Here is a 24,243-nt window from a genome sequence, read left to right as displayed (position 1 = left end):
GGCCTCGCCATTTGTCCGTCAGGTCGCGGGCCGGAACGGCTTGGCCAGCGACGCCGGGAAATGCAGCGCCAGCATCTGGCGGTTCTGCGAGATGATGACCAGCACGATGATCGTTGCGAGATAAGGCAGGGCGGAAAGCAGTTCCGAGGGAACCGCGATGCCGAGCGCCTGGCCCTGCAGCTGCAGGATGGTCATGCCGCCGAACAGCCAGGCGCCAAGCAGCACGCGCAGCGGCCGCCATGTCGCGAACACCACCAGCGCCAGCGAGATCCAGCCCTTGCCGGCGGTCATGTTTTCGACCCATAGCGGGGTGTAGGCGACCGACAGATAGGCGCCGGCGAGACCAGCCATCAGCCCGCCGAACAGCACGGCGAGATAACGTATGCGGATCACCGGATAGCCGATGGCGTGCGCCGTCTCCGGCGACTCGCCGATGGTGCGCAGCACCAGCCCGCCCTTGGTGCGGTAGAGGAACCAGCTGATGACAAAGAACATGACGATGGCGAAATAGACCATCGGATCGAAGCGGAACAGCATCGGCCCGATGACCGGAATGTCTGAGAGATAGGGAATGTAGATCTTCTTCAGCGCGTCGATCGGTGCCGAGCCGAAGTTGCGGCCCAGGAAGGCCGAGACGCCGGAGCCGAAGATGGCGAGCGCCAGGCCCGCGGCGTACTGGTTGGTCAGGAAGGTCAGCGCCAGGACGCCGAACAGCAGCGAGGCGGCGGCCCCGCCAAGCGCGCCGGCAAGGATGGCGACAGGCATCGGCAGCCCGGCGATCACTGCCCAGAAGGCAAAGGCAGCGCCCATCAGCATCATGCCTTCGATGCCAAGGTTGAGAACGCCTGATTTTTCGACGACGAGTTCGCCAAGGGCAGCGAAGATCAAGGGTGTCGCGGCTATGATGGTGCCGGTGAAAATGGCTATGAACAAGTCCATCAGGCATGCTCCGGAATGCGGCGAAGCCGGTAGAAGATGAAGAAGTCTGCGGCAAGCAAAAAGAACAACAATATGCCCTGGAAGATGCGGGTCAGCGCAGCCGACAGGCCAAGATTCATTTGCACTGCTTCGCCGCCGAGGAAAAGTAGCGACATCAACAATCCCCCGAGGACGATGCCGAAGGCATTGAGGCGACCGATGAAGGCGACGATGATGGCGGCGAAACCGTAGCCGGGCGAGATCTGCGGCGACAATTGTCCGAGCGGGCCCGAGACCTCGGCCATGCCGGCGATGCCGGCGGCAGCGCCACCGGCAAGCAGGCCGGTCCAGACGGCGGCGGATTCGCGGAAGCCGGCGTAACGTGCCGCCAGAGGTGCAGCACCACTGACCGACATCTTGTAGCCAAGGAAGCTGCGATCGGTGAACAGCCACATCAGGAATACGGCGACCACGGTGATGAACACCGAGGCGTTGAGCCGGTAGGCATAGTCGAAGGGCTCGAACATCGCCGCCGCCGAGAGCAGTGCCGTCTGCGGATAGTTGAAGCCGGCCGGGTCACGCCAGGGGCCGTGGACCAGCCACGACAACAGCAGGGTGGCGATATAGGTCAGCATCAGCGTGACGAGGATCTCGTTGGTGTTCATCCGCGCCCGGAGGAAGGCGGGGATCGCGGCCCACGCCATGCCGGCGATGGCGCCGGCGAAAAACATCAGCGGCAAAAGCAGCATGCTGTCGGGGTCGGGGTAAAACAGGCCGACGCCGCAGGCGGCAATGGCGCCGATGATAAGCTGGCCCTCGGCGCCGATGTTCCAGACATTGGCGCGGAAGCCGACGGCCAGGCCGCAGGCGATGAGGATCAGCGGCGAGGCCTTGAGCAGCCACTCTGAAATCCCGTTCAACGAGTTGAGCGGGGCGATGAAGAAGGCTTGCAGCGTCGCCAGCGGGTCATAGCCGAGCACGGCAAACAACAGCGAGCCGACGAGAAGCGTAAGCCCGGTCGCGATGACCGGTGCCGCCACCCGCATCCTGGCGGATGGTTCCGGTCTTTGTTCAATCCTGAATCGCAACTTCGCCTCTCCCATTGGTGCCGTTGCCGCGGTCGACCCTTGTCATCAGCAGGCCGATTTCCTCGCGGTTGGTTTTTGTCCTGATCAGTGGCGGCGAGACCTGGCCCTGGCAGATGACGAGCAGGCGGTCGCAGATCTCGAACAGCTCGTCGAGTTCCTCCGAAATCACCAGCACGGCGGCACCCGAGCGGCTCAGGTCGACAAGCGTCTGGCGGATGAAGGCGGCAGCACCGACGTCGACGCCCCAGGTGGGTTGGGCGACGAGGAACAGCTTGGGCTCGAGTGCGATCTCGCGGCCGACGATGAACTTCTGCAGATTGCCGCCGGAAAGACTCTGCGCGCTCGACTGCGGGCCGTTGGCCTTGACCTTGAAGCGCTCGATGATCTTGGCGGCGAAATTGCTCGCCTGCTTGCGGTCGACGAGGCCATTGCGCACCAGCCCGGAGCGATGGGCGGTCAAAACGGCATTCTGCCACAGCGCATGCGGCGGCACGGCTCCGCGACCGAGCCGCTCCTCCGGCACGAAGGCCATGCCGAGCTTGCGCCTTTCGCTGGCGTTGAGATGGGCGGCCGCCTTGCCGTCGATCTGGATCGACAGCGCATTGCCATGGGTGCGCTCGCCGCTGAGCAGCGAGATCAGCTCGGCCTGACCGTTGCCGGAGACGCCGGCAAGCCCGACGATCTCGCCGCCACGCACCTCAAACGAGATGTTCTTGAGTTCGACGCCGTATTTGTCGCGGGCAGGGGCGGTTAGCCCGCGCACCTCGAGCACCGGCTTGTCGCTCGGCACCGAAGGGCTGACATGCATTTCGGGCAGCTCGGCGCCGACCATCAGCCGGGCGAGCTGGGCCGAGGTGCTTTCCTTTGGCCTTGCGGTGCCTGTCACCTTGCCGTTGCGCAGCACGGTGGCGCTGTCGCAAAGCTCCTGCACCTCGTCGAGCTTGTGGCTGATGTAGACGATGGAGCAGCCTTCGGCGGCGAGCTGACGCAAGGTCTCGAACAGCTTGACGACGGCCTGCGGCGTCAGCACCGAGGTCGGCTCGTCGAGGATCAAAAGCTTCGGCGCCTGCAGCAGGCAGCGCACGATCTCGACGCGCTGGCGTTCGCCGACCGACAGGTCGTGGACGCGGCGGTGCGGGTCGATCGGCATGCCGTAGCGGTTGGACAGCTCGGTGATCTGGCGCGCCAGCGCATCGAGGTCGAAGGTGCTCGAGACGGCGAGCGCGATGTTTTCGACCACGGTGACGGATTCAAACAGCGCGAAATGCTGGTAGACCATTTCGATGCCGAGCGCCCGCGATGTCGCTGGCGTGTGGGCGGCGATGGGTTTGCCGTCGCAGAAGATCTCACCGGCATCGGCCTGCGCCGCGCCATAGATGATCTTCATCAATGTCGATTTGCCGGCGCCGTTTTCGCCGAGCACGGCGTGGATTTCGCCTGGCATGATCGACATCGAGATGTCGTCATTGGCGATGATGCCTGGGTAACTTTTGGTGATGTTGCGCAATTCGAGGCGTGGGGGCATAGCCGGGTCCTGCCGTGAGGGTTGGACGGTGCGCAGCCATAGTCCACCGGAGCCAGCACCTGATCCCGAGATCGGAATCATGCGGCGCTGTAGAGCCCCGGTGGCCTTGCTAGCGGATAAGCGAAGATCAGCCGAGCTTGCCGATCATTCCCTTGACGAACCAGTTCATGCCGCGGATGTCGGCATCGGCCAGCACGCTGCCTGCCGCAACCTTGACGTTGCCGTCCTGGTCCTTGAGTTCGCCGGCATAGGGATGGACCTTGCCGGAGCCGATGTCGGCCTCGAGCTGCTTGAGCTTGGTGATGACGTCGGCCGGGATCGCCTCATTGTAGGGCGCCATTTTGACGACGCCGCCGGCCAGGCCGTCCCAGCGCGCTTCGGGCTTCCAGGTGCCTGCTGCCACGCCCTTGGCGGCGCCGACATAGTCGCTCGACCAGTCGAGGGTGAAGGCGGTCAGCTGCTTGCCCGAGCCGAACTTGGCCATGTCGCTGGCGTAGCCGATTGACCACGCGCCGCCTTCGCCCGCGACCTGCACACCGGTCGCGGTGTCGGTCATCGAGCAGATGACATCGCAGCCCTGCGACAGCAGCGTGTTGGCCGCTTCCTTTTCCTTGCCCGGATCGAACCAGGAATTGAGGAAGATGGCATTGCAGGTAGCCTCGGGATTGACACTCTGGGCGCCGAGCAGAAGCGCGTTGGCAGGGCCGACGATGTCGGGGATCGGGAAACCGCCGATGAAGCCGATCTTGCCGGCTTTGCTCATATGCGCGCCGGCAGCACCGGCGACGAAAGTGCCCTCGTAATACTTGGCTTCGAAGGTGCCGAGATTGGCGAGATGGACGATGCCGGAGCAATGCTCGAAGGCGACCTTGGGGAAGCGCGGCGCCACCTTCTGCATCGGCGTGCCATGCGAGAACGAGGTGCCGAAGACCAGCTGGTTGCCGGAAGCGGCGAGTTCGCGGAACACGCGTTCGGCATCCTGCGGCATGAAGATGTTGTCGATGACGGTCAGCGCGACCTTGTCGCCGAACTCCGCCTTGATGGCGTCGACACCGAGGCTGTGCTGCTTGGTCCAGCCGATGTCGGCGATCGGCGAGACATAGACGACACCGATCTTGAGCGGCTCCTGGGCGCTGGCGATGCCGGCAAGGCCCGTGGTGCCGAGAGCGGCCCCCGCGGCGCCGGAATATTGCAGAAATTGCCGTCTGGTCAGATTGAACATGGTGGTAACCCTCTGTTGGTTGGATGCGCCCGGCTTTTTGCCGGGTCTATTTTGCGGCGTGGACATGGGCATGCGCCCGTGCCGCGCCATTTTCTCCGGCCTTCTTTCGTGGTGCCGGTTTCGGCGGCTCGCCTGATTTGCCGTCGAGATAAGGTTCGAGCGCTTCGCGTGGTGTCAGTTCGGGAAACACCTGCCGGTCCATGATGTAGCCGCGCACGACGGAGCGGTGATGCGCGTCGATCAGCTCCATCGCCGGCTTGAGCCGGCCTTTTTCGAGCAGTTCGACCACACGGGCATGGTCGTCGAGCAGGTTGCAGTAGTCGAAATCGGCGGTGATCAGCGAGCGCAGCAAGGTCGTACGACGGACCAACTGGGCGTGAATCTCCTGCATCACCTTGTTGCGGCTGAGCCGCACGAACACTGTGTGGAACTCCTGCCCGAGCACGTCGGCGAGCGCGTCGTTGCCCGAAGCCACGGCTTGGCGCTGGCGCTCGACATGCTGGCGCAATTCGGCCCAGCCGGCTGGGCCTAGGCGGTCGCTCAATTGAGCGGCGACGCCCTGTTCGACGAGCGTGAGCGCGTCATAGATTTCCATTGCGTCCTGCATGCTGGGACGGGCGACAAAGGCACCGCGGTTGCGCTCGATCTGGGCAAGACCATCATCGGCGAGGCGGATCAGTGCCTGGCGGATGACGATGCGGCTGACGTCGAATACCTCTGACAGTTCGCGCTCACCGAGCTTGCAGCCGGGGACGAGGCGGTGATCGAGGATCGCCCGCGTCAACATATCGGCAATGGCCTGCGAGCGGTTGCTCATGGCATTCTCCTCCCCGCCAGCGCCTTTGGCTTGCTTGGCGGCCAGCCCGGTTATCGCTGCGCCGGCGACGCCGCATATCCCGAGTTGCGTTTCTCATATCGGTAGTCAATCAAATCAAGCTGTCAATCAAAATTCTTTCTTTGGCATGCAAATTGTCATTGATTGATATCCAATCCTGTGGTTCCAATATGGGCATAACAGAGCTAGGTTCACGGGGAAGTGCTAGCCAGGGAGGGTGCGATGAGCATAGCTGCCCTTTGTAGCGACAGAGTCCTTCTTAACGATTGGCATGTGATCGCCGACCTGACCAACCTGTCGGCGCACGAGCCGTTCCAGACCCGCCTGCTTGGCGTTGACCTGACCGTCTATTGCCGTGGCCGCTACAACAAGGAAGTGGTGCGAAACGACACCGGGGCGCTGGTCAATGCGACCAAGCGTTATGGCTTCCTGTGGGCCTGCCTCGGCAAGCCGGAGCGCGACATCGTGTTCGTGCCGGAGGCCGAGGAGGAAGACCGCTACCTGCTCACCGGCGGGTCGATCGCTGTCAAGGTTTCAGGCCTGCGCACGGTCGAGAATTTCCTCGACATGGGCCATTTCCCGTTCGTCCATACCGGCTGGCTTGGCGAGGAGCCGCATACGGAAGTCGCGCCTTACAAGGTCGAGCTGACGGCTGCCGACGAACTGGTCGCGACCGAATGCAAATTCTACCAGCCGGTGGCGTCGCCGACGGCCAAGGAAGGCTTTGTCGTCGACTATATCTACAAAGTGATCCGCCCCTACACGGTGGCGCTCTACAAGAGCAATCCGGTGCAGAAGGAGCGGCTCGACGTCATCACCTTGTTCGTCCAGCCCGTCGACGAGGAGAATTGCGTCGCCCATCCCTTCCTTTGCTATCTCAAGGACGGCAGCGACGAGGCCGGAATCCGCAACTTCATGCAGCTGATTTTCGCCCAGGACAAGCCGATCCTGGAAAACCAGCTGCCGCGACGCCTGCCGCTCGACCCGCGTGCTGAAACGCCGATCCGCGCCGATGCGGTTGCTGTCTTGTACCGGCGCTGGCTGCGCGACAAATCAGTCACTTACGGCGCGATACCGGCGCGGATGTGAACCCGCGCCCTCAGGAGGAACCTTAGATGACCGAGACGAGATGCAAGGATCAGGTGATCCTCGACCTTTGGCACCCGCTTGCCGCACTTTCCGAAGTGCCGGCCGGCGTGGTGGTCGGCACCATCCTGCTCGAAGAGCGCCTGAGCCTGGCCTCCGACGGCACCGGCAAGGTTGCCGTCTGGCGTTCGCGACGCGATCTGCCTGTCGACGGGCCGGTCGACATTACAGCGGTCGAAGGCACGCTGCCGGTCAAGCTTGCCTATGGCTATGTCTGGACGTCGCTCGGCAATCCGCCGGCCGACATCTTCCCGATCCCCGAATATGCCGAGGCTGACCGACGCAAGCTCAACGCCGCCACGTTCGGGGTCAATGTCTCGGCGCCGCGGGCGATCGAGAACTTCCTCGACATGGGCCACTTCCCTTATGTCCACACCGACATTCTCGGTGCCGAGCCGCATACCGAAGTGAAGGAATACGACGTCGAGATCTCGGTCGACCGCGACGAGATCCTGGCCACACGCTGCCGCTTTTTCCAGCCGATGGCATCGACCACTTCGGATGGCGGCGCCGATGTCGACTACATCTACCGGGTGCCGCATCCCTATTGCTCGGTGCTCTACAAATCGAGCCCGATGGACGAGACGCGGCTCGATGTCATTGCCGTGTTCCTGCAGCCGGTCGATCAGGAACATGTCCGGGCGCACATGTTGCTGTGCGTGCTCGACGAGGACAATGAAGACAAGGTGATCAAGCGTTTCCAGCAGACGATCTTCGGCCAGGACAAGCCGATCCTGGAAAACCAGTTCCCCAAGCGCCTGCCGCTCGATCCGCGCGCCGAGACCCCCATCAGAGCCGACAAGTCGGCGATCGCCTACCGCCGGTGGCTGAGCCAGAAGGGCGTGACCTACGGGGTCATCCCGGCCGCCACCTGAGCGCCTGAAGGCGCCAACGACAAGATATCAGCGAGGAACCTATGCTCGACCTAGCCAAATCCAGATGGCATCCCATCGCCGCGGCGCACGACCTTCCATTGCGTCATGTCTTTCATGGCCAGCTGCTCGGCCGCGAATTCGCCGTCTGGCGCGCCGACGACGGCTACGTCAACATCTGGGAAAACCGCTGCCTGCATCGCGGCGTGCGCCTGTCGATCGGCATCAATGACGGCCGCGAGCTGAAGTGCCAGTACCATGGCTGGCGCTATTCCAACCGCACCGCCGGCTGCACCTATATCCCGGCGCACCCGGCCGATGCGCCGGCCCGCACCATCACCAACCGCACCTTTGCCGCCGTCGAACGCTACGGCCTGGTGTGGTCGGCAGAAGAGCCGCAAGGCGAGGTGCCCGAGGTTGCTGGGTTTGCCGAGGGCGAGCTTCTGGCGCTGCGCGCCATTCCGGTCAACGCGCCCGCCGACGTGGTGGCGGCCAGGCTTACGGGCTACCGCTTCCAGCCAAGCGGCTACATCGACGGCTCCGCAGCCAAGGTCGCGGTCGAAGCCTCCAACGCCTTTTCGGTGGCGCTGCGTTCGAGCGAGGCTGATGCCAGCACACTCGCCGTGTTCTTCGTCCAGCCGGTCGATTCCAACCGCTCGGTGATCCGCGGCGTGCTCGACGGCGAGGTCGAAGGCGCCGCCCGTCTCGCCGTGCTGCGCCACCACAACGAGCTTCTCTCGCGCCTGCGGGTCGCCGTCGAAGCCGAGGCCGCGCGGGAACCTGCACCGGCGCCGCTGGAGCCGATCATCGAACGCGTCTCGCCAGAACTGGCCGAAATGCCGGAAGAGACGACACATGGCCGCAAGGCGACGATCCGTGTCCAGGTGGCGAGGAAGTGGCCGGCCGCTGACGGCATCGCCGGCTTCGAACTCAGGCCGATCAAGGGCCTGCTGCCGACCTTCCAGCCCGGCGCCCATATCGACGTGCATCTGCCCAACGGGCTGATCCGGCAATATTCGATCACCAACGGTCCGGGCGAAAGCGACAGCTATGTCATCGGCGTCAAGCTCGAGCGCGACTCCAAGGGCGGTTCGACCTGCCTGCACGAGACGGTGCGCGAAGGCGACGTGCTGGCGATCTCCGAGCCGCGCAACAATTTCCCGCTGCGCCGCGATGCGCTCCAGACATTGTTCATCGCCGGCGGCATCGGCATCACGCCGCTGCTCGCCATGGCCCAGGCGCTCAACAACCAGAGCCTCAACCACGAACTGCACTACTTCGCCCAGAACGAGGCCCAGCTCGCTTTCCCCGAGAAGACCAGCACGCTCGGCGCTTCACTCAAGCCGCATCTTGGCCTGACGCCAGAGCAGACCGGCGCCCAGCTGCGCGAGATCCTGAGCGGTTACGGCCCCGACAAGCATGTCTATCTCTGCGGACCCGGCCCGATGCTGGAAGCGGCGCGCAGCATCGCCGCCGAGATGGGCTGGCCGGAGACGGCAGTGCATTTCGAATACTTCAAGAACACCAATGTCATCGACGACAGCACAAGCTTCGAGGTGGCGCTGGCGCGCTCCTGCATGACGCTGACCGTACCGGCCGGCAAGACGATCCTCGAGGTGATGCGCGACGCCGGCATCGACATGCCGTCGTCGTGCGAGCAGGGCGCCTGCGGCACTTGCCTGGCCACCGTCATCGAAGGCGAGCCGGACCATCAGGACGTCTATCTCAACGATGCCGAGCGCAAGTCCGGCACCAAGATCATGACCTGCGTGTCGCGTGCCAAGTCGGCGCGGCTTGTGCTCGACCTCTAGGAGTTTCCCGATGATTACGCTTTACGACTACGAACTGTCGGGCAACTGCTACAAGCTCAGGCTTCTGATGGGCATGCTCGGGATCGAGTGGAAGACGGTGCCCGTCGACTTCTATCCCGGCCGCGAGCACAAGTCGGACTGGTTCCTCAAGATCAATCCGCTCGGCCAGCTTCCCGTCATCGACGACGACGGGCTGATCCTGCGCGATGCCCAGGCAATCCTTGTCTATCTCGCCTCGAAATACGATGCGTCGGGCAGCTGGTACCCACGCGACAATCCGGCGCTGCTCGGCGAAATCAGCCAGTGGCTGGCCTTTGCCGACGGCATCACCGGTACCGCCTCGGCGGCGCGCCTGCACGATGCGCTGTTTTACGATTTCGACGTCGAGGCGGCCCGCGCCGGGGCGCACCGGCTGTTCCGCATCCTCGACGAGCATCTGTGGTTCGGCGAACAGGAAGGGCGCAGCTGGATCTGCTCGGCCGCCCAGCCGACGATCGCCGACATCGCCTGCTTCCCCTACATCATGCTGTCGGAAGAGGGCGGCATCCCCAGACAGGACTATCCGGCAATCCGCCGCTGGTGCGACCGTGTCAAGCGCATCAAGGGCTTTTCCGTGATGTCGGGCGTGTTCCCGGCAGGTCCGGCCAAGGCTGCCTGAGCACAACAAGCAACATCCAGGCCGGGCGATGCGCGCGGCCATGAATCCAGTTTTGGGAGTGAGAAAAGATGAAAACCCGCGCCGCCGTCGCCGTAGGAGCTGGAAAGCCGCTCGAGATCATGGAGGTCGACCTCGAGGGGCCGCGCGAGGGCGAGGTGCTTGTCGAGATCAAGGCGACCGGCATCTGCCACACCGACGAGTTCACGCTGTCGGGTGCCGATCCCGAAGGCATCTTCCCGGCCATCTTGGGCCATGAGGGTGCCGGTGTCGTCGTCGATGTCGGCAAGGGCGTGACCTCGCTCAAGAAGGGCGACCACGTCATCCCGCTCTACACGCCGGAATGCCGCTCGTGCCCGTCCTGCCTCAGCCGCAAGACCAACCTCTGCACCGCGATCCGCTCGACGCAAGGACAAGGGTTGATGCCGGACGGCTCCAGCCGATTCTCGATCGGCAAGGACAAGATCTTCCACTACATGGGCTGCTCGACGTTTTCGAACTTCACCGTGCTGCCCGAGATTGCGCTCGCCAAGGTCAACCCGGACGCGCCCTTCGACAAGATCTGCTACATCGGCTGCGGCGTGACGACAGGCATCGGTGCGGTCATCAACACGGCAAAAGTCGAGATTGGTTCGACGGCGATCGTCTTTGGTCTCGGCGGCATCGGCCTCAACGTGCTGCAGGGCCTCAGGCTTGCCGGTGCCGACATGATCATCGGCGTCGACATCAACAATGACCGCAAGGCCTGGGGCGAAAAGTTCGGCATGACGCATTTCGTCAATCCGAAGGAGGTCGAGGGCGACATCGTGCCTTACCTCGTCAACATGACCAAGCGTGGCGCCGACCAGATCGGCGGCGCCGACTACACCTTCGACTGCACCGGCAACGTCAAGGTGATGCGCCAGGCACTCGAAGCATCGCATCGCGGCTGGGGCGAGAGCATCGTCATCGGCGTTGCCGGCGCCGGCCAGGAGATCGCGACCCGTCCGTTCCAGCTGGTCACCGGCCGGACCTGGAAAGGCACCGCCTTTGGCGGCGCGCGCGGCCGCACCGACGTGCCGAAGATCGTCGAGTGGTACATGGACGGCAAGATCCTGATCGACCCGATGATCACCCATACGCTCAAGCTCGAAGACATCAACAAGGGCTTCGACCTGATGCATGCGGGCGAAAGCATCAGAAGCGTCGTCGTCTACTGAGCTGCCACGGCCGGCCAGGCCCCCATGGCCGGTCCCCCAAACGCCACGGCTTTTCGCCGGCCTTCAAGCCTCCCAGCTTGGCCCGCGTGTTCCCAAAGTCGTGGCGTCGACCGGCGGTGCGCCCGAGGTTTCTGCAAACCCTCGGCCGCGCCGCCGGCATCTCTTTTGAGCGGTTGCAGGTCTTGTGCCCCGAGGTTATGCCGGGGCAGGACTGTTTGACGAGAAGGCAGAGCAGATGAAGACCATTTCCACGTCGAAGTCGCATGGCGGCATCCAGGGCGTCTATGCGCACGCCTCCGAGGCCTGCGCCTGCGACATGACCTTTGCCGTCTTCGTGCCGCCGCAGGCCAAGGACGGCCCGGTGCCGGTGCTGTGGTATCTCTCGGGCCTGACCTGCACGCATGCCAATGTCATGGACAAGGGTGAATACCGCCGCCTGGCCGCCGAGCTTGGCCTGATGATCGTCTGCCCCGACACCAGCCCGCGCGGCGAAGGCATAGCCGACGAGAAGGACAATTGGCAGTTCGGCTCGGGTGCCGGCTTTTATGTCGACGCGACCGAGGCGCCATTCGCGAAAAACTACCGGATGTATTCCTATGTCACCGAAGAATTGCCGGCGCTGATCGCTCAAAACTTCCCGGCCGACATGTCGCGCCAGGCGATCACAGGCCATTCGATGGGCGGCCACGGTGCGCTGACCATCGCCCTGAAGCACCCCGAGCGCTTCAAGAGCTGCTCGGCCTTTGCGCCGATCGCCCAGCCCTCAACCGCCGGCTGGTCGAAGCCGGCACTGGAGAAATATCTCGGCACCGACGAGGCGGCCTGGCGCGCCTATGACACGACGCTTTTGATCGAGGACGGCAAGCGGTTCCCTGAATTCCTCGTCGACCAGGGTTCGGCCGACGGCTTCCTGCAGGAAGGCCTGCGCCCCTGGCTGCTCGACGACGCCTGCAAGAAGGCGGGCATCCGCCTCATCTTGCGCATGCAGGACGGCTACGACCACTCCTATAATTTCATCTCGACCGTCATGGACGATCATCTGAGGTGGCACGCCCAGCGGCTGGGTTGAACCAGGGGATCAGCGCCCTTGCTCGCTTGAAGCAAGCAGCCTGGCGAAGACATGACGCTTTGCCAGGCCGATGCTTGTCTCGAGGCTTTCGCCGAGGGCGAGGTGGGCCGATATGGCGCTGGCGAGCATGCAGCCGGTGCCGCGCATCGTGCCGGTCAGGCGCGGCGCGTCGAAGCGGATGGGTGTGTGGCCCGGCAGCACCAGCAGGTCCGTCGCTGTCGTTCCGGTTGCATGGCCGCCCTTGACCAGCACCGCCTGCGCGCCGGCGTCGAACAGCTTGCCGGCCTGCCTGGGAATGTCACCTTCGCCGGTGGCGAGCGGCAGGCCGCTGAGCAGCGCGAGCTCGGGCAGGTTGGGCGTAACCAGCGCGCAGAGCGCAAACAGCTTGCGCTTTAAGGCATCGACAGCGTCGGTTGCGAGCAGTTGCCGGCCCGAGGTCGAGGCGATCACCGGGTCGAGCACCACGGGTATCGGCAGGCTGCTTGCCAGCACCGATGACACGGCATCGATCATTGCCAGCGATCCCAGCATGCCGATCTTGACCGCAGCGACCGGGTTGGCGGCAAAGGCGGCGCGCATCTGCTCGGCGACGAGGTCGGGCGGCATCTGCTCGATGCGCGCGACGTGCTGATGCGTCTGCACCGTCACCGCCGTTATGGCGACACAGGCGCGTAGGCCGAAGGCCGACACCGTCTCGACATCACGGACGATGCCGGCGCCGCCGCTCGAATCCGAGCCGGCGACAATGAGCACATGCGGGAGCACATGCGGGCTCATCGCCACTGAGCCGTCGCTGCCAGCCATTGACGCGCGCGCGCCTCGGGATCGGGGTTGCGCGTGATGTCGGTGACGACGGCAGCGCTGTCGGCGCCCTGGGCGAAGACGCCCGCGATGCGCTCGATGTTGAGCCCGCCAATGGCAACGAGCGGCACTGTGCCGACGCGCCGTTTCCATTCGGCGATGCGGTCGAGCCCTTGCGGCGCCCATTTCATCGCCTTGAGGATGGTCGGGTAGACGGGCCCGAGCGCGACATAGTCTGGTTCGGCGGCAAGGGCGGTGTCGAGTTCGGCATCGTCATGGGTGCTGAGGCCAAGCTTCATGCCGGCATGGCGGATCGCTGCCAGGTCAGCCTCGGCCAGATCCTCCTGGCCGAGATGGACGAAGTCGCAGCCTTCGTCGATGGCGAGCTGCCAGTAATCGTTGACGATGAGCTGGCAGCCATGGTGCACGCAGATGGTTTTCGCGGCACGGATTTCGCGGCGCAGGCCAGCCTCGTCCATGTCCTTGATGCGCAGCTGCACCAGCTTGACGCCCAAAGGCACGAGACGCTCGATCCAGGCGGCGGAATCGACGATGAGATAGAACGGGTCGAGCTTCATGAAAATGCTGCCATGCCGATGACGGGGGTGGAGGGGACGGCCATGTCGCGCGGTTCGAGCGGGCCGGCGCGGAAAGCCTGGCGTCCTGATTCAACCGCCTTGCCGAAGGCAGCGGCCATGGCGACGGGGTCGCCTGCCTTGGCGACCGCCGTGTTGAGCAGCACGGCGTCGTAGCCGAGCTCCATGACGGTGGTCGCATGCGATGGCCGGCCGATGCCGGCATCGACGATCAGCGGCACGTCGGAGAAATGGCCGCGCAGGCTGCGCAAGGCATCGAGGTTCTGCGGGCCACGGGCGGAGCCGATCGGCGCGCACCAGGGCATCAGCACCTTGCAGCCGGCATCGAGCAGCCGCCCAGCGACGACCAGGTCGTCTGTCGTGTAGGGAAAGACCTCGAAGCCTTCGGATGCGAGAATCCGGGCTGCTTCGACGAGGCCGAAGACGTCGGGCTGCAGCGTGTCGTGATTGCCGATGACCTCGAGCTTGATCCAGCTGGTGGCAAAGACCTCGCGCGCCATCTTGGCCGTCGTCACCGCTTCCTTGACCGAGTGGCAGCCGGCGGTGTTGGGCAAGACACGCACACCGAGCGACTGGATCAGCGACCAGAACTGGCCGCCGGACTTGCCGCCCGAGGTCTCGCGGCGCAGCGACACCGTGACGATGTTGGCTCCGGATGCCGTGATCGCCTCGGCCATGATGGCGGGCGAGGGGTAAAGGGCGGTGCCGAGCAGCAGGCGGGATGAGATGTGTTGTCCGTAGAGTTCGAGCATGGGTCAGCTCCCCGATTTCGATTGGGAGGCTGAGGTACCACCACCCCTAACCCCTCCCCACAAGGGGGAGGGGGACTTCAGTCGCGTCCACCCTGCTAGAAGCCACGCGGGTTCCAACGTCGCTGATCGAAGGGCGGGGCGCTGGCGATCAGCGTTCCCCTCCCCCTTGTGGGAAGGGGTTAGGGGTGGGGGTAGGTTCGCCAAAGCCTTACCCTCCCTTCATCGGTGCGAGGATTTCGATGCGGTCGCCATCGGCGAGCGCGCAGCCGTCGCGCTCCCTGGCCGGCACGACCTCGCCATTGAGTGCTGTGGCGAGCCAGCCGCCTTCGTAGTCGAGATCGGCAAGCAGGGCGGCGAGCGTGGCCGCGGTCACCTCGTGCTGTTCGCCGTTAATGGTGAGCTTCATGGGCGCGCTCCTTCTCCATCTCTGTGCCCAGGATCATGGCGGCCGCCTGCCGCGCCATGGCAGGTGCGAGCAGGAAGCCGTGGCGGTAGAGGCCATTGATGCGGATGGTGTTTCCCTTGCGTTCGACGCGCGGCAAATTGTCGGTAAAGGCCGGGCGGATGCCGGTGCCGGTCTCGACAAGCTCGGCCTCGCCGAAGGCCGGATGCAGCGCATAGGCGGCGTTGAGCAGCTCCATCACCGAACGCGCGGTGACGGGACCAGCGGCATCGCTCTCGATCATCGTTGCGCCGACCATGAACAGATTGCCCGAGCGCGGCACGACATAGACCGGAATGCGCGGATGCAGCAGCCGCACCGGCCGCGCCAGTCCCACCTCCGACGTCCTGAGGATCAGCATCTCGCCGCGCACGCCGCGCAGGCCGGGCTGCCTGCCGGCGATGCCTGTGCAGTCGGCCTCGACATCGCAGGTGGGCATATGCACCGCGCCATAACCGAACTCGAAACGCACGCCCATCGTCACGAGCTTTTGCTGCAGCCCGAGCAACGCCCGGCGCGGGTCGAGATGCGCCTCGTCAGCGAAAAACAGCGCGCGGGCGAACCTGCCTTCGAGATCCGGTTCGAGTGCGGTGATTTCCTCGGCCTCGATGGCGCGAAAACAGGAGGTGCGGCGGCCGAAGCGGTCGAGTTCGGCCACATCGCGGGCGGCGGCAACGACAAGCGTGCCGTTGCGCATGACATGGCCGGGCAGGGCGGCGTCCCACCACTCGGCGGCACCGCGTCCGAGCGTCAGCACCGCCTCTTCGGCGCTCTCGCGTTCGCACCACGGTGCCAGCATGCCGCCGGCCTGCCATGAGGCATTGCCGGCGATCTGCCTGCTGACGTCGACGACGGTGACGTCGACGCCGCGGGATGCGAGATCGTGGGCGAGCGTCAATCCCGTGACGCCCGCGCCGCGGATCAGCAGCTTCATGGCTGGCCTGCTGTCTCCGCCGGCTCGACGCTCTCCACCGCCATGTAGAGGTCGCCACCGTCGCGGTATTTCGCCGCCATGGCCGCAAGCCCTTCCTTCTGTGCCTCGGCGCGGATGTCGTGGGAGATCCGCATCGAGCAGAATTTGGGGCCGCACATTGAGCAGAAATGCGCCACCTTGTGCGCTTCCTTGGGCAAGGTCTGGTCGTGGTAGTTGCGCGCCGTCTCAGGGTCGAGCGAGAGGTTGAACTGGTCCTCCCAGCGGAACTCGAAACGCGCCCGCGACAGCGCGTCGTCCCTGACCTTGGCCGCCGGATGGCCCTTGGCGAGGTCGGCGGCATGTGCTGCGATCTTGTAGGTGATGACGCCGACCTTGACGTCGTCGCGGTCGGGCAGGCCGAGATGCTCCTTGGGCGTGACGTAGCAGAGCATCGCCGTGCCGAACCAGCCGATCATCGCCGCACCAATGCCCGAGGTGATGTGGTCGTAGCCAGGCGCGATGTCGGTGGTCAAAGGCCCGAGCGTGTAGAACGGTGCTTCGCCGCAGACCTCGAGCTGCTTGTCCATGTTCTCCTTGATCTTATGCATCGGCACATGGCCGGGGCCCTCGATCATCACCTGGCAGTCCTTGGCCCAGGCGATCTGGGTCAGCTCGCCGAGCGTCTCCAGTTCGGCGAACTGGGCGGCGTCGTTGGCGTCGGCAATCGAGCCGGGGCGCAGGCCGTCGCCGAGCGAAAAGGCGACGTCATAGGTGCGGCAGATGTCGCAGATCTCGTCGAAATGCTCGTAGAGGAAACTCTCCTTGTGGTGGTGCAGGCACCATTTGGCCATGATCGAGCCGCCACGCGAGACGATGCCGGTGACGCGGTCAACGGTCAGGTGGATATAGGCCAGGCGCACGCCGGCATGGATGGTGAAGTAGTCGACGCCCTGCTCGGCCTGCTCGATCAGCGTGTCGCGGAACACCTCCCAGGTCAGGTCCTCGGCGATGCCGTTGACCTTTTCCAGCGCCTGGTAGAGCGGCACCGTGCCGATCGGCACCGGCGAATTGCGGACGATCCAGTCGCGGATGTTGTGGATGTTGCGGCCGGTCGACAGGTCCATCACCGTGTCGGCGCCCCAGCGCGTCGCCCACACCATCTTCTCGACCTCTTCGGCCATCGACGAGGTGACGGCCGAGTTGCCGATATTGGCGTTGATCTTGACCAGGAAATTGCGGCCGATGATCATCGGCTCGCTCTCGGGATGGTTGATGTTGGAGGGGATGATGGCGCGACCGCGCGCCACTTCGTCGCGGACGAATTCGGGCGTGACGAAGTCGGGGATGACGGCGCCGAAGCTTTCGCCGTCGCGCACAAGCTTGGTCCTGATCTGCTCGCGGCCGAGGTTTTCGCGGATGGCGACGAACTCCATCTCGGGCGTGACGATGCCGGCGCGGGCATAAGCGAGCTGGGTGACGGCACGGCCGCCGGTGGCGCGCAGCGGCGCGTTGCGGACAGGGAATTCCGGCGTCAGCCGCTCGCCCGAGACAAAGCCGTTGTCCTCGGCCTTGACGGCGCGGCCCTCGTAACGTTCGACGTCGCCGCGCGCGACGATCCAGTCTTCGCGCAGCCGGGGCAGGCCACGCTCGATGTCTGTCTTCACCGAGGCGTCGGTGTAGGGCCCCGAGGGGTCATAGACGGTGACGGGCGGCTCGCCCGATGTCGGATGCAGCGAGATCTCGCGCATCGGCACGCGGATGGCGGGATGGAGCTTTCCAGCTTTGTGGACCTTCCGCGATGCGGGAAGTTCGCCTGACGTGACTGTCGGGGTGTGGGCATTCATGCGTGAGCCTCCTTGCTTCGGCGCGCCATGCGTCCGCTAGGACGCACAAGGACGCTCCGGGTCCTTGGGTTTGCGCATCGTGCTTGCCGAAACCGAGAACCGGTTTTCGGACGCGATGCGCTGCAATGGAGACCCAGTTCGTGCGATGAGGAGGAGGTGAGGTTTGCCTGAGGGACTTCGGGCATGAGCCCGAATGCCAAAGCCGGAATGCCCGACCCGCAACGCCTCGCACCGTCCCTACGCCAGTGTGAACTGGATCAGGTTCAACGGGTCACTGCGCTGCGTTAGCGAGCAGTATCTCAGCCCCTTGTCGGGACCCCCCTGGTGAGGCCGGCAACATGAGGGAGGAAGGCCGGTGCTGTCAACCGGGCTTTCGATATTGTCGCGACAATGCCAAACTCGCATCAGCAGCCATTGCGGTTTCGAAAGCGTTGGGATAATAGGTCAGCGTTGCTGACATAAATTGTCTGCCGCGCAGGGAGGATCGGTTGGCCTGCGCGCGAGACAGGAGGAACATCCGTGACGGACAATCCCTCGCCACTCAAGTTTCACGTGCCCGAACCCGAGGTTCGGCCGGGCGGCACGCCCGACTTCTCCAATGTGCCTATTCCCAAGGCCGGATCGGTGGCGCGACCCGAGGTCGATGTCGACCCGCGCAACATTCGCGATCTGGCCTATTCGATCATCCGCGTGCTCAACCGCGAGGGTGACGCCGTCGGCCCCTGGGCCGGCACGCTGAGCGACGAGGAGCAGCTCGAGGGCCTGCGTCACATGATGACGCTGCGCACCTTCGATGCGCGCATGCAGATGGCGCAGCGCCAGGGCAAGACCTCGTTTTACATGCAGCATATGGGCGAGGAGGCGGTGAGCTGCGCCTTCCGCAAGGCGCTCATCCAGGGCGACATGAATTTCCCGACCTATCGCCAGGCCGGCCTGCTGATCGCCGGCGGCTATCCGATGGTCGAGATGATGAACCAGATCTATTCCAACGAGCGCGACCCGCTGAAGGGCCGGCAGCTGCCGGTCATGTATGCCTCCAAGGAGCACGGCTTCTTTTCGATCTCCGGCAATCTGACGACGCAGTATATCCAGGCGGTCGGCTGGGCGATGGCATCGGCGATCAAGGGCGACACCAAGATCGCCGTCGGCTGGGTCGGCGACGGCGCCACCGCCGAGAGCGACTTCCACGCCGCCCTCGTTTTCGCCTCGACCTACAAGGCGCCTGTGGTGCTCAACATCGTCAACAACCAGTGGGCGATCTCGACCTTCCAGGGCATCGCCCGCGGCGGCTCCGGCACCTTTGCGGCGCGCGGCCTTGGCTTTGGCATCGCCGCCTTGCGTGTCGACGGCAATGATTATCTCGCCGTCCATGCGGTGGCCAAATGGGCGACCGAACGCGCCCGGCGCAATCTCGGCCCGACGCTTGTCGAATACGTCACCTACCGCGTCGGTGCGCACTCGACCTCGGACGATCCCTCCGCCTATCGGCCAAAGACCGAATCGGATGCCTGGCCGCTCGGCGACCCGGTGATCCGGCTCAAGAACCATCTAATCAAGCGTGGCCTGTGGTCGGACGAACGCCACAAGCAGGCCGAGGCCGAAATCCTCGAAACCGTCATCGCTGCGCAGAAGGAAGCCGAAAGCCACGGCACGCTGCATGCCGGTGGCAAGCCGTCGACGCGCGACATGTTCGAGGGCGTCTATGCCGAGATGCCGCCGCATCTCAGGCGCCAGCGCCAGAAGGCGGGGGTATAGACCATGCCGCGCATGACCATGATCGAAGCCATCCGCAGCGCCATGGACGTTGCCATGGGGCGCGACGACGATGTCGTCGTCTTTGGCGAGGACGTCGGCTATTTCGGCGGCGTCTTCCGCTGCACCCAGGGGCTGCAGCAGAAATACGGCCGCTCGCGCTGCTTCGACGCGCCGATCAGCGAACTCGGCATCGTCGGTGCCGCCATCGGCATGGCCGCCTACGGGCTCAAGCCTTGTGTCGAGGTGCAGTTCGCTGATTATGTCTATCCAGCCTATGACCAGATCGTTTCGGAAGCGGCACGATTGCGCTACCGCTCCAATGGCGAGTTCACCTGCCCGATCGTCGTGCGCATGCCGACCGGCGGCGGCATCTTCGGCGGCCAGACCCACAGCCAGAGCCCGGAAGCGCTGTTCACCCATGTTTCGGGCCTGAAAGTCGTCGTTCCGTCGAACCCGCTCGATGCCAAGGGCCTGCTGATCGCTTCGATCGAAGACCCCGATCCGGTGATCTTTCTGGAGCCGAAACGATTGTACAATGGCCCCTTCGACGGCCATCACGACCGGCCTGTCACGGCCTGGTCGAAGCATGAGCTCGGCGAGGTGCCGGAGGGGCATTATACCACCCCGCTCGGCAAGGCGGAGATCCGCAGGGCGGGCTCAGCCGTCACCGTGCTTGCTTATGGCACCATGGTCTATGTCGCCCAGGCGGCGGCTGAGGAGACCGGCATCGACGCCGAAATCATCGACCTCAGGACACTGCTGCCGCTCGACCTCGAAACCATCATCGCCTCGGTCAAGAAGACCGGCCGCTGTGTCGTCGTGCATGAGGCGACGCTGACCTCGGGCTTCGGTGCCGAGCTGGCAGCCCTGGTGCAGGAGCACTGCTTCTACCATCTCGAAGCTCCGGTCGCACGTGTCACCGGTTGGGATACGCCTTATCCGCATGCCCAGGAATGGGATTATTTCCCCGGCCCCAAGCGGGTCGGCGAAGCTTTGATCGAAACGATGGGGGCCTGAACATGGGCGAACATGTCATCAAGCTTCCCGACGTCGGCGAAGGCGTGGCCGAGGCCGAACTGGTCGAATGGCACGTCAAGATCGGCGACCTCGTGCGCGAGGACGCGGTGATCGCCGCCGTCATGACCGACAAGGCGACGGTCGAAATCCCCTCGCCGGTCGATGGCGAGATCATCTGGCTCGGCGCCGAGATCGGCGAAACCGTCGCGGTCGGTTCGCCGATCGTGCGCATCAAAATTGCCGGCGACGGACCGGCGGAAACTGTGGCTGAGGCCGCGCCGGCCGAGCCGAAAAGCGAAGCCAGGCAGCCGGCCCCGGCAGCTGTGGAAGCGGCTCCTGCGCCGGCTAAGAAAGCCGAGCCTGCGGCAGCACTCAAGCCTGTGCCACGTGCGACAACGCTCGGCCTGCCCAGGCCGGAAGGCGAACGCCCGCTGGCCTCGCCCGCCGTGCGCTTGCGCGCCAAGGAAGCCGGCATCGACCTGCGCCAGATCCCCGGCACCGGTCCGGCCGGCCGCGTCACCCATGAGGATCTCGACGGTTTTGCCGCGCGCGGTGCGGCGGTCCCGGTGGCCGGCTTGCAGGCCAAAACAGGCGTCGAGGAGATCAAGGTCATCGGACTGCGCCGGCGCATCGCCGAAAAGATGGCACTGGCCAAGTCGCGCATCCCCCACATCACCTATGTCGAAGAGGTCGATGTCACAGCGCTCGAGGAGTTGCGCGCCAAGCTCAACGCCACGAAGAAGCCGGATCGGCCGAAGCTGACATTGCTGCCGTTCCTGATGCGGGCGCTGGTCAAGGCGGTGGCCGAACAGCCGCAGCTCAATGCGATCTATGACGACGATGCCGGCATCATCCACCGCCATGCCGGCGTGCATATCGGCATGGCCGCCCAGACCCCCGGTGGCCTGATGGTGCCTGTCGTCAAGCACGCCGAGGCACGCGACCTGTGGGACTGCGCCGTCGAGGTCAATCGCCTCGCCGAGGCCGCCAAGGCAGGCACGGCGACACGCGAGGAGCTGACGGGTTCGACCATCACCATCACCTCCTTGGGGGCGATGGGCGGTGTCGCCACCACTCCTGTCATCAACTACCCGGAAGTGGCGATCGTCGGCGTCAACAAGATCATGATCCGGCCGATGTGGGACGGCAGCCAGTTCGTGCCGCGCAAGATGATGAACCTGTCGTCGAGCTTCGACCATCGTGTCATCGATGGCTGGGACGCGGCGGTCTTTGTCCAGCGCCTCAAGGCGCTGCTCGAAGCGCCGGCAATGATCTTCGTGGAGGGCTGAGGCTGTGAAGGAAATCTCCTGCAAGCTTCTGATCATCGGTGCCGGCCCCGGCGGCTATATCTGCGCCATCCGTGCCGGCCAGCTCGGCATCGACACCGTCATCGTCGAAGCCGTCAAGCCCGGCGGCACCTGCCTCAATGTCGGCTGCATCCCCTCCAAGGCGATGATCCATGCCGCCGACGAATATCTCAAGGTTTCGGAGATGGCGTCGGGCACAAGCCCGCTCGGCATCTCCCTGTCGGGACCGGCACTCGATCTCGCCAGGACGGTTGCCTGGAAAGACCGGATCGTCGGCCGCCTGACCACAGGTGTTGCCGGCCTGCTCAAGAAGGCCAAGGTCAAGTCGGTGCAGGGCTGGGCGCGCTTCCGCGACGGCAAGACCGTCGAGGTCGACACCGAGACCGGGCTGCAGGTGATCCGCGCCGAAACCATCGTCATCGCCACCGGATCGGTGCCGGTCGAATTGCCGTTCCTGCCCTTTGGCGGATCGGTGATCTCGTCGACCGGGGCGCTGGCGCTGAAGCAGGTGCCGCAAGCATTGGCCGTCGTTGGCGGCGGTTACATCGGCCTCGAGCTCGGCACCGCCTTTGCCAAGCTCGGCGCCAAGGTGACTGTCGTCGAGGCCTTGCCGCGCATCCTGCCGCAATATGATGCCGAGCTGACCCGGCCCGTCGCCAAGCGGCTTGAAGCGCTCGGCGTCAAGGTGCTGACCGGCGCCAAGGCCAAGGGGCTTTCAGCCAAGGGCGATGCGCTTCTGGTCGAGGCCGCCGATGGCAGCGAGCAGAAGATTGCCGCCGACAAGGTGCTGGTGACGGTCGGGCGCAAGCCGCTGGTCGAAGGCTGGGGCCTCGAGGAGATCGACCTCGACCGCGACGGCCGCTTCATCCGCATCGACGAGCAGTGCCGCACCTCGATGCGTGGCATCTATGCCATCGGCGACGTCACCGGCGAGCCGATGCTGGCGCACCGCGCCATGGCCCAGGGCGAAATGGTCGCCGAGATCGTCGCCGGCCACAAGCGCAGCTGGGACAAGCGCTCGATTCCCGCTGTCTGCTTCACCGATCCAGAGGTCGTCACCGCGGGCCTGTCGCCCGAGGAAGCCAAGGCGCTCGGCATCGAGATCAAGTCGTCGTCATTCCCGTTCTCTGCCAATGGCCGGGCGATGACCCTGCTCGGCGAAGACGGCTTTGTACGCATCGTTGCCCGCGCCGACAACCATCTGGTGCTCGGCATCCAGGCCGTCGGCACCGGTGTATCGGAGCTGTCCTCTGCCTTCAGCCTGGCAATCGAGATGGGCGCGCGGCTGGAAGACATCGCCGGCACCATCCACGCGCATCCGACCCAAAGCGAGGCCTTCCTGGAAGCGGCATTGCGCACGCTCGGCCACGCGCTGCACATCTGATCGCCTATCGAGGGACGCGGCCTTGCGCCGCGTCCCTTCCTGCCTTGCCCAATCAGCCAAGCTGGGCTAACAAGCCCACGCACTGGACGACCAGTGCCTAGTACGTTCGGGGACGGCCCCATCCAAGAGATGGCGCCGCAGACTTGTCACCTGAACCTATTCACCCCTTGAAACCGCGAAAACATGCAGCCTCCGCGCGGCGGACTGCCCTGTGCGCTCGACCCTGTCCGGCTTCCGGATCGGGTTCCGGGGCGCGCGCTTTCGCATTCGCATTGACCAGACCGGAGAGGCGCCATGGCCGGACCGATAGAACAATTTGAAATCAAGCCGATCTTCACCGTGTTCGAGTTTGCCGGCCAGGAAATCGCCTTCACCAACTCCGCCGCCCATATGGTCGGCGTCGCGGTGTTCGGCGGGCTGTTCCTGCTGGTGTCGACAAGTGCCCGTGCGCTGGTGCCGACGCGGCTGCAGTCGATCACCGAGCTGATCCATGAATTCGTCTCCAAGACCTTGCGCGAAAATGCCGGCGAGGGCGGCATGAAGTTCTTCCCGCTGGTGTTTTCGCTGTTCGTCTTCATCCTGATCGCCAACCTGGCCGGCATGTTTCCTTATGCCTTCACGGTCACCAGCCACATCATCGTCACCTTCTCTTTCGCCATGATCGTGTTCGGCACTGTGACGCTCTACGGCATCTGGAAGAACGGGCTCGGTTTTTTCAGGCTGTTTTTGCCATCCGGCGTGCCGCTGGCTTTGGCGCCGATCATCGTGCCGATCGAGATCGTTTCCTACATCTCGCGGCCGATCAGCCATTCGGTGCGGCTGTTTGCCGTCATGCTGGCCGGCCACATCACGCTCAAGGTCTTTGCCGGCTTCGTCGTCAGCCTCGGCAGCATGGGCACGCTCGGCATCTTCGCCGCCGTGCTGCCGCTTGCCATGACGGTCGCGCTGACCGCGCTCGAACTTCTGATGGCGGTGATCCAGGCCTACATCTTCACCATGCTGACCTGCATGTATCTCAACGACGCGCTGCACCCCGGGCATTGACCGGCGCAGAAAACAAAAACCCCGGCGTCAGGCCGGGGTTTGAACGCC

22 protein-coding genes and 1 riboswitch are annotated in these 24,243 nt (G+C 64.6%); of the genes, 11 read left to right on the top strand and 11 right to left on the bottom strand.

Annotation, left to right across the window (positions count from 1 at the left end):
* Window positions 1-18: 18 nt before the first annotated feature.
* The 5 genes from J1C56_RS17715 to J1C56_RS17695 form a co-directional block, all read right to left on the bottom strand.
* Window positions 19-939: an ABC transporter permease gene (locus tag J1C56_RS17715; RefSeq protein ID WP_115730614.1), complete on the bottom strand. Its 921-nt coding sequence runs from the start codon at window positions 937-939 to the stop codon at window positions 19-21.
* Window positions 939-2,006 carry an ABC transporter permease gene (locus J1C56_RS17710; RefSeq protein ID WP_214391395.1) on the bottom strand — a complete coding sequence of 356 codons (1,068 nt, stop codon included), beginning with the start codon at window positions 2,004-2,006 and terminating at the stop codon, window positions 939-941. Before J1C56_RS17710 ends, J1C56_RS17715 begins: the two co-directional genes overlap by 1 nt.
* Complete coding sequence (locus J1C56_RS17705) at window positions 1,990-3,531, bottom strand: ABC transporter ATP-binding protein (RefSeq protein ID WP_214391394.1); 1,542 nt, start codon at window positions 3,529-3,531, stop codon at window positions 1,990-1,992. The genes J1C56_RS17710 and J1C56_RS17705 overlap by 17 nt, the downstream gene beginning before the upstream one ends.
* A 127-nt stretch (window positions 3,532-3,658) precedes the next feature.
* A complete protein-coding gene (locus J1C56_RS17700) occupies window positions 3,659-4,753 on the bottom strand; it encodes a BMP family ABC transporter substrate-binding protein (RefSeq protein ID WP_214391393.1) in 1,095 nt (364 codons plus the stop codon).
* Between the two features lie 46 nt (window positions 4,754-4,799).
* Window positions 4,800-5,570 (bottom strand): GntR family transcriptional regulator, encoded by a 771-nt coding sequence (locus J1C56_RS17695; protein WP_214391392.1) that lies wholly within the window; start codon window positions 5,568-5,570, stop codon window positions 4,800-4,802.
* Window positions 5,571-5,810: 240 nt separating this feature from the next.
* Here J1C56_RS17695 and J1C56_RS17690 point away from each other — a divergent pair, with 240 nt between their 5' ends.
* The 6 genes from J1C56_RS17690 (at window position 5,811) to fghA (ending at window position 12,340) form a co-directional block, all read left to right on the top strand.
* Window positions 5,811-6,677 (top strand): aromatic ring-hydroxylating oxygenase subunit alpha, encoded by an 867-nt coding sequence (locus J1C56_RS17690; RefSeq protein ID WP_115730619.1) that lies wholly within the window; start codon window positions 5,811-5,813, stop codon window positions 6,675-6,677.
* Between the two features lie 26 nt (window positions 6,678-6,703).
* On the top strand, window positions 6,704-7,609 hold the full coding sequence (locus J1C56_RS17685) for an aromatic ring-hydroxylating oxygenase subunit alpha (RefSeq protein WP_214391391.1): 906 nt from the start codon (window positions 6,704-6,706) through the stop codon (window positions 7,607-7,609).
* Between the two features lie 41 nt (window positions 7,610-7,650).
* On the top strand, window positions 7,651-9,417 hold the full coding sequence (locus J1C56_RS17680) for a Rieske 2Fe-2S domain-containing protein (protein WP_214391390.1): 1,767 nt from the start codon (window positions 7,651-7,653) through the stop codon (window positions 9,415-9,417).
* A 10-nt stretch (window positions 9,418-9,427) separates the two neighbouring features.
* Window positions 9,428-10,075 (top strand): glutathione S-transferase family protein, encoded by a 648-nt coding sequence (locus J1C56_RS17675; RefSeq protein ID WP_214391389.1) that lies wholly within the window; start codon window positions 9,428-9,430, stop codon window positions 10,073-10,075.
* A 68-nt stretch (window positions 10,076-10,143) separates the two neighbouring features.
* The gene (locus tag J1C56_RS17670; RefSeq protein ID WP_214391388.1) at window positions 10,144-11,271 is read left to right on the top strand and encodes an S-(hydroxymethyl)glutathione dehydrogenase/class III alcohol dehydrogenase; all 1,128 of its coding nucleotides are present in this window, start codon (window positions 10,144-10,146) and stop codon (window positions 11,269-11,271) included.
* Window positions 11,272-11,506: 235 nt separating this feature from the next.
* Entirely contained in the window at window positions 11,507-12,340 is an 834-nt protein-coding gene (fghA, locus tag J1C56_RS17665; RefSeq protein WP_214391387.1) for an S-formylglutathione hydrolase, read from the top strand.
* Between the two features lie 9 nt (window positions 12,341-12,349).
* Here the strand turns inward: fghA and J1C56_RS17660 are convergent, their stop codons facing one another.
* The 6 genes from J1C56_RS17660 to thiC form a co-directional block, all read right to left on the bottom strand.
* Window positions 12,350-13,144: a hydroxymethylpyrimidine/phosphomethylpyrimidine kinase gene (locus tag J1C56_RS17660; protein WP_214391386.1), complete on the bottom strand. Its 795-nt coding sequence runs from the start codon at window positions 13,142-13,144 to the stop codon at window positions 12,350-12,352.
* On the bottom strand, window positions 13,114-13,719 hold the full coding sequence (locus J1C56_RS17655; RefSeq protein ID WP_214391385.1) for a thiamine phosphate synthase: 606 nt from the start codon (window positions 13,717-13,719) through the stop codon (window positions 13,114-13,116). Before J1C56_RS17655 ends, J1C56_RS17660 begins: the two co-directional genes overlap by 31 nt.
* Window positions 13,716-14,489, bottom strand: a complete 774-nt coding sequence (locus J1C56_RS17650) for a thiazole synthase (protein ID WP_214391384.1) — start codon at window positions 14,487-14,489, stop codon at window positions 13,716-13,718. Before J1C56_RS17650 ends, J1C56_RS17655 begins: the two co-directional genes overlap by 4 nt.
* 208 nt (window positions 14,490-14,697) lie before the next feature.
* Complete coding sequence (gene thiS / locus J1C56_RS17645) at window positions 14,698-14,895, bottom strand: sulfur carrier protein ThiS (protein ID WP_214391383.1); 198 nt, start codon at window positions 14,893-14,895, stop codon at window positions 14,698-14,700.
* Complete coding sequence (thiO, locus tag J1C56_RS17640; RefSeq protein WP_214391382.1) at window positions 14,879-15,865, bottom strand: glycine oxidase ThiO; 987 nt, start codon at window positions 15,863-15,865, stop codon at window positions 14,879-14,881. The genes thiS and thiO overlap by 17 nt, the downstream gene beginning before the upstream one ends.
* Complete coding sequence (thiC, locus tag J1C56_RS17635; RefSeq protein ID WP_214391381.1) at window positions 15,862-17,688, bottom strand: phosphomethylpyrimidine synthase ThiC; 1,827 nt, start codon at window positions 17,686-17,688, stop codon at window positions 15,862-15,864. Before thiC ends, thiO begins: the two co-directional genes overlap by 4 nt.
* A gap of 216 nt (window positions 17,689-17,904) precedes the next feature.
* Window positions 17,905-18,021: riboswitch (TPP riboswitch) on the bottom strand.
* A gap of 186 nt (window positions 18,022-18,207) precedes the next feature.
* On the opposite strand from thiC, the gene J1C56_RS17630 reads away from it, so the two are divergent.
* From J1C56_RS17630 to J1C56_RS17610, 5 genes are all read left to right on the top strand, one after another.
* On the top strand, window positions 18,208-19,443 hold the full coding sequence (locus tag J1C56_RS17630) for a 3-methyl-2-oxobutanoate dehydrogenase (2-methylpropanoyl-transferring) subunit alpha (RefSeq protein WP_214391380.1): 1,236 nt from the start codon (window positions 18,208-18,210) through the stop codon (window positions 19,441-19,443).
* A gap of 3 nt (window positions 19,444-19,446) precedes the next feature.
* Entirely contained in the window at window positions 19,447-20,460 is a 1,014-nt protein-coding gene (locus J1C56_RS17625; protein WP_214391379.1) for an alpha-ketoacid dehydrogenase subunit beta, read from the top strand.
* 2 nt (window positions 20,461-20,462) lie between these two features.
* On the top strand, window positions 20,463-21,749 hold the full coding sequence (locus tag J1C56_RS17620) for a dihydrolipoamide acetyltransferase family protein (protein WP_214391378.1): 1,287 nt from the start codon (window positions 20,463-20,465) through the stop codon (window positions 21,747-21,749).
* A 4-nt stretch (window positions 21,750-21,753) separates the two neighbouring features.
* Window positions 21,754-23,151 (top strand): dihydrolipoyl dehydrogenase, encoded by a 1,398-nt coding sequence (gene lpdA, locus J1C56_RS17615; protein WP_214391377.1) that lies wholly within the window; start codon window positions 21,754-21,756, stop codon window positions 23,149-23,151.
* Between the two features lie 294 nt (window positions 23,152-23,445).
* Window positions 23,446-24,195 carry a F0F1 ATP synthase subunit A gene (locus J1C56_RS17610; protein WP_214391376.1) on the top strand — a complete coding sequence of 250 codons (750 nt, stop codon included), beginning with the start codon at window positions 23,446-23,448 and terminating at the stop codon, window positions 24,193-24,195.
* Window positions 24,196-24,243: the final 48 nt, after the last annotated feature.

It is taken from the genome of Aminobacter anthyllidis (genome assembly GCF_018555685.1).
Classification (GTDB): Bacteria; Pseudomonadota; Alphaproteobacteria; order Rhizobiales; family Rhizobiaceae; genus Aminobacter; species Aminobacter anthyllidis.
The sequence above is the reverse complement of the archived record's forward strand: the minus strand, read 5'-3'. Positions and strand labels throughout refer to the sequence as shown.

Bases quoted from the DNA above. Each gene is read 5' to 3' on its own strand.
- fghA (WP_214391387.1), top strand. From the start codon at position 11,507: ATGAAGACCATTTCCACGTCGAAGTCGCATGGCGGCATCCAGGGCGTC.
- J1C56_RS17620 (WP_214391378.1), top strand. From the start codon at position 20,463: ATGGGCGAACATGTCATCAAGCTTCCCGACGTCGGCGAAGGCGTGGCC.
- J1C56_RS17675 (WP_214391389.1), top strand. From the start codon at position 9,428: ATGATTACGCTTTACGACTACGAACTGTCGGGCAACTGCTACAAGCTC.
- thiS (WP_214391383.1), bottom strand. From the start codon at position 14,895: ATGAAGCTCACCATTAACGGCGAACAGCACGAGGTGACCGCGGCCACG.
- J1C56_RS17700 (WP_214391393.1), bottom strand. From the start codon at position 4,753: ATGTTCAATCTGACCAGACGGCAATTTCTGCAATATTCCGGCGCCGCG.
- J1C56_RS17685 (WP_214391391.1), top strand. From the start codon at position 6,704: ATGACCGAGACGAGATGCAAGGATCAGGTGATCCTCGACCTTTGGCAC.
- J1C56_RS17695 (WP_214391392.1), bottom strand. From the start codon at position 5,570: ATGAGCAACCGCTCGCAGGCCATTGCCGATATGTTGACGCGGGCGATC.
- J1C56_RS17625 (WP_214391379.1), top strand. From the start codon at position 19,447: ATGCCGCGCATGACCATGATCGAAGCCATCCGCAGCGCCATGGACGTT.
- J1C56_RS17690 (WP_115730619.1), top strand. From the start codon at position 5,811: ATGAGCATAGCTGCCCTTTGTAGCGACAGAGTCCTTCTTAACGATTGG.
- J1C56_RS17680 (WP_214391390.1), top strand. From the start codon at position 7,651: ATGCTCGACCTAGCCAAATCCAGATGGCATCCCATCGCCGCGGCGCAC.
- J1C56_RS17670 (WP_214391388.1), top strand. From the start codon at position 10,144: ATGAAAACCCGCGCCGCCGTCGCCGTAGGAGCTGGAAAGCCGCTCGAG.
- J1C56_RS17655 (WP_214391385.1), bottom strand. From the start codon at position 13,719: ATGAAGCTCGACCCGTTCTATCTCATCGTCGATTCCGCCGCCTGGATC.
- J1C56_RS17610 (WP_214391376.1), top strand. From the start codon at position 23,446: ATGGCCGGACCGATAGAACAATTTGAAATCAAGCCGATCTTCACCGTG.
- thiC (WP_214391381.1), bottom strand. From the start codon at position 17,688: ATGAATGCCCACACCCCGACAGTCACGTCAGGCGAACTTCCCGCATCG.
- J1C56_RS17715 (WP_115730614.1), bottom strand. From the start codon at position 939: ATGGACTTGTTCATAGCCATTTTCACCGGCACCATCATAGCCGCGACA.
- J1C56_RS17660 (WP_214391386.1), bottom strand. From the start codon at position 13,144: ATGGCTGGCAGCGACGGCTCAGTGGCGATGAGCCCGCATGTGCTCCCG.
- J1C56_RS17705 (WP_214391394.1), bottom strand. From the start codon at position 3,531: ATGCCCCCACGCCTCGAATTGCGCAACATCACCAAAAGTTACCCAGGC.
- J1C56_RS17650 (WP_214391384.1), bottom strand. From the start codon at position 14,489: ATGCTCGAACTCTACGGACAACACATCTCATCCCGCCTGCTGCTCGGC.
- thiO (WP_214391382.1), bottom strand. From the start codon at position 15,865: ATGAAGCTGCTGATCCGCGGCGCGGGCGTCACGGGATTGACGCTCGCC.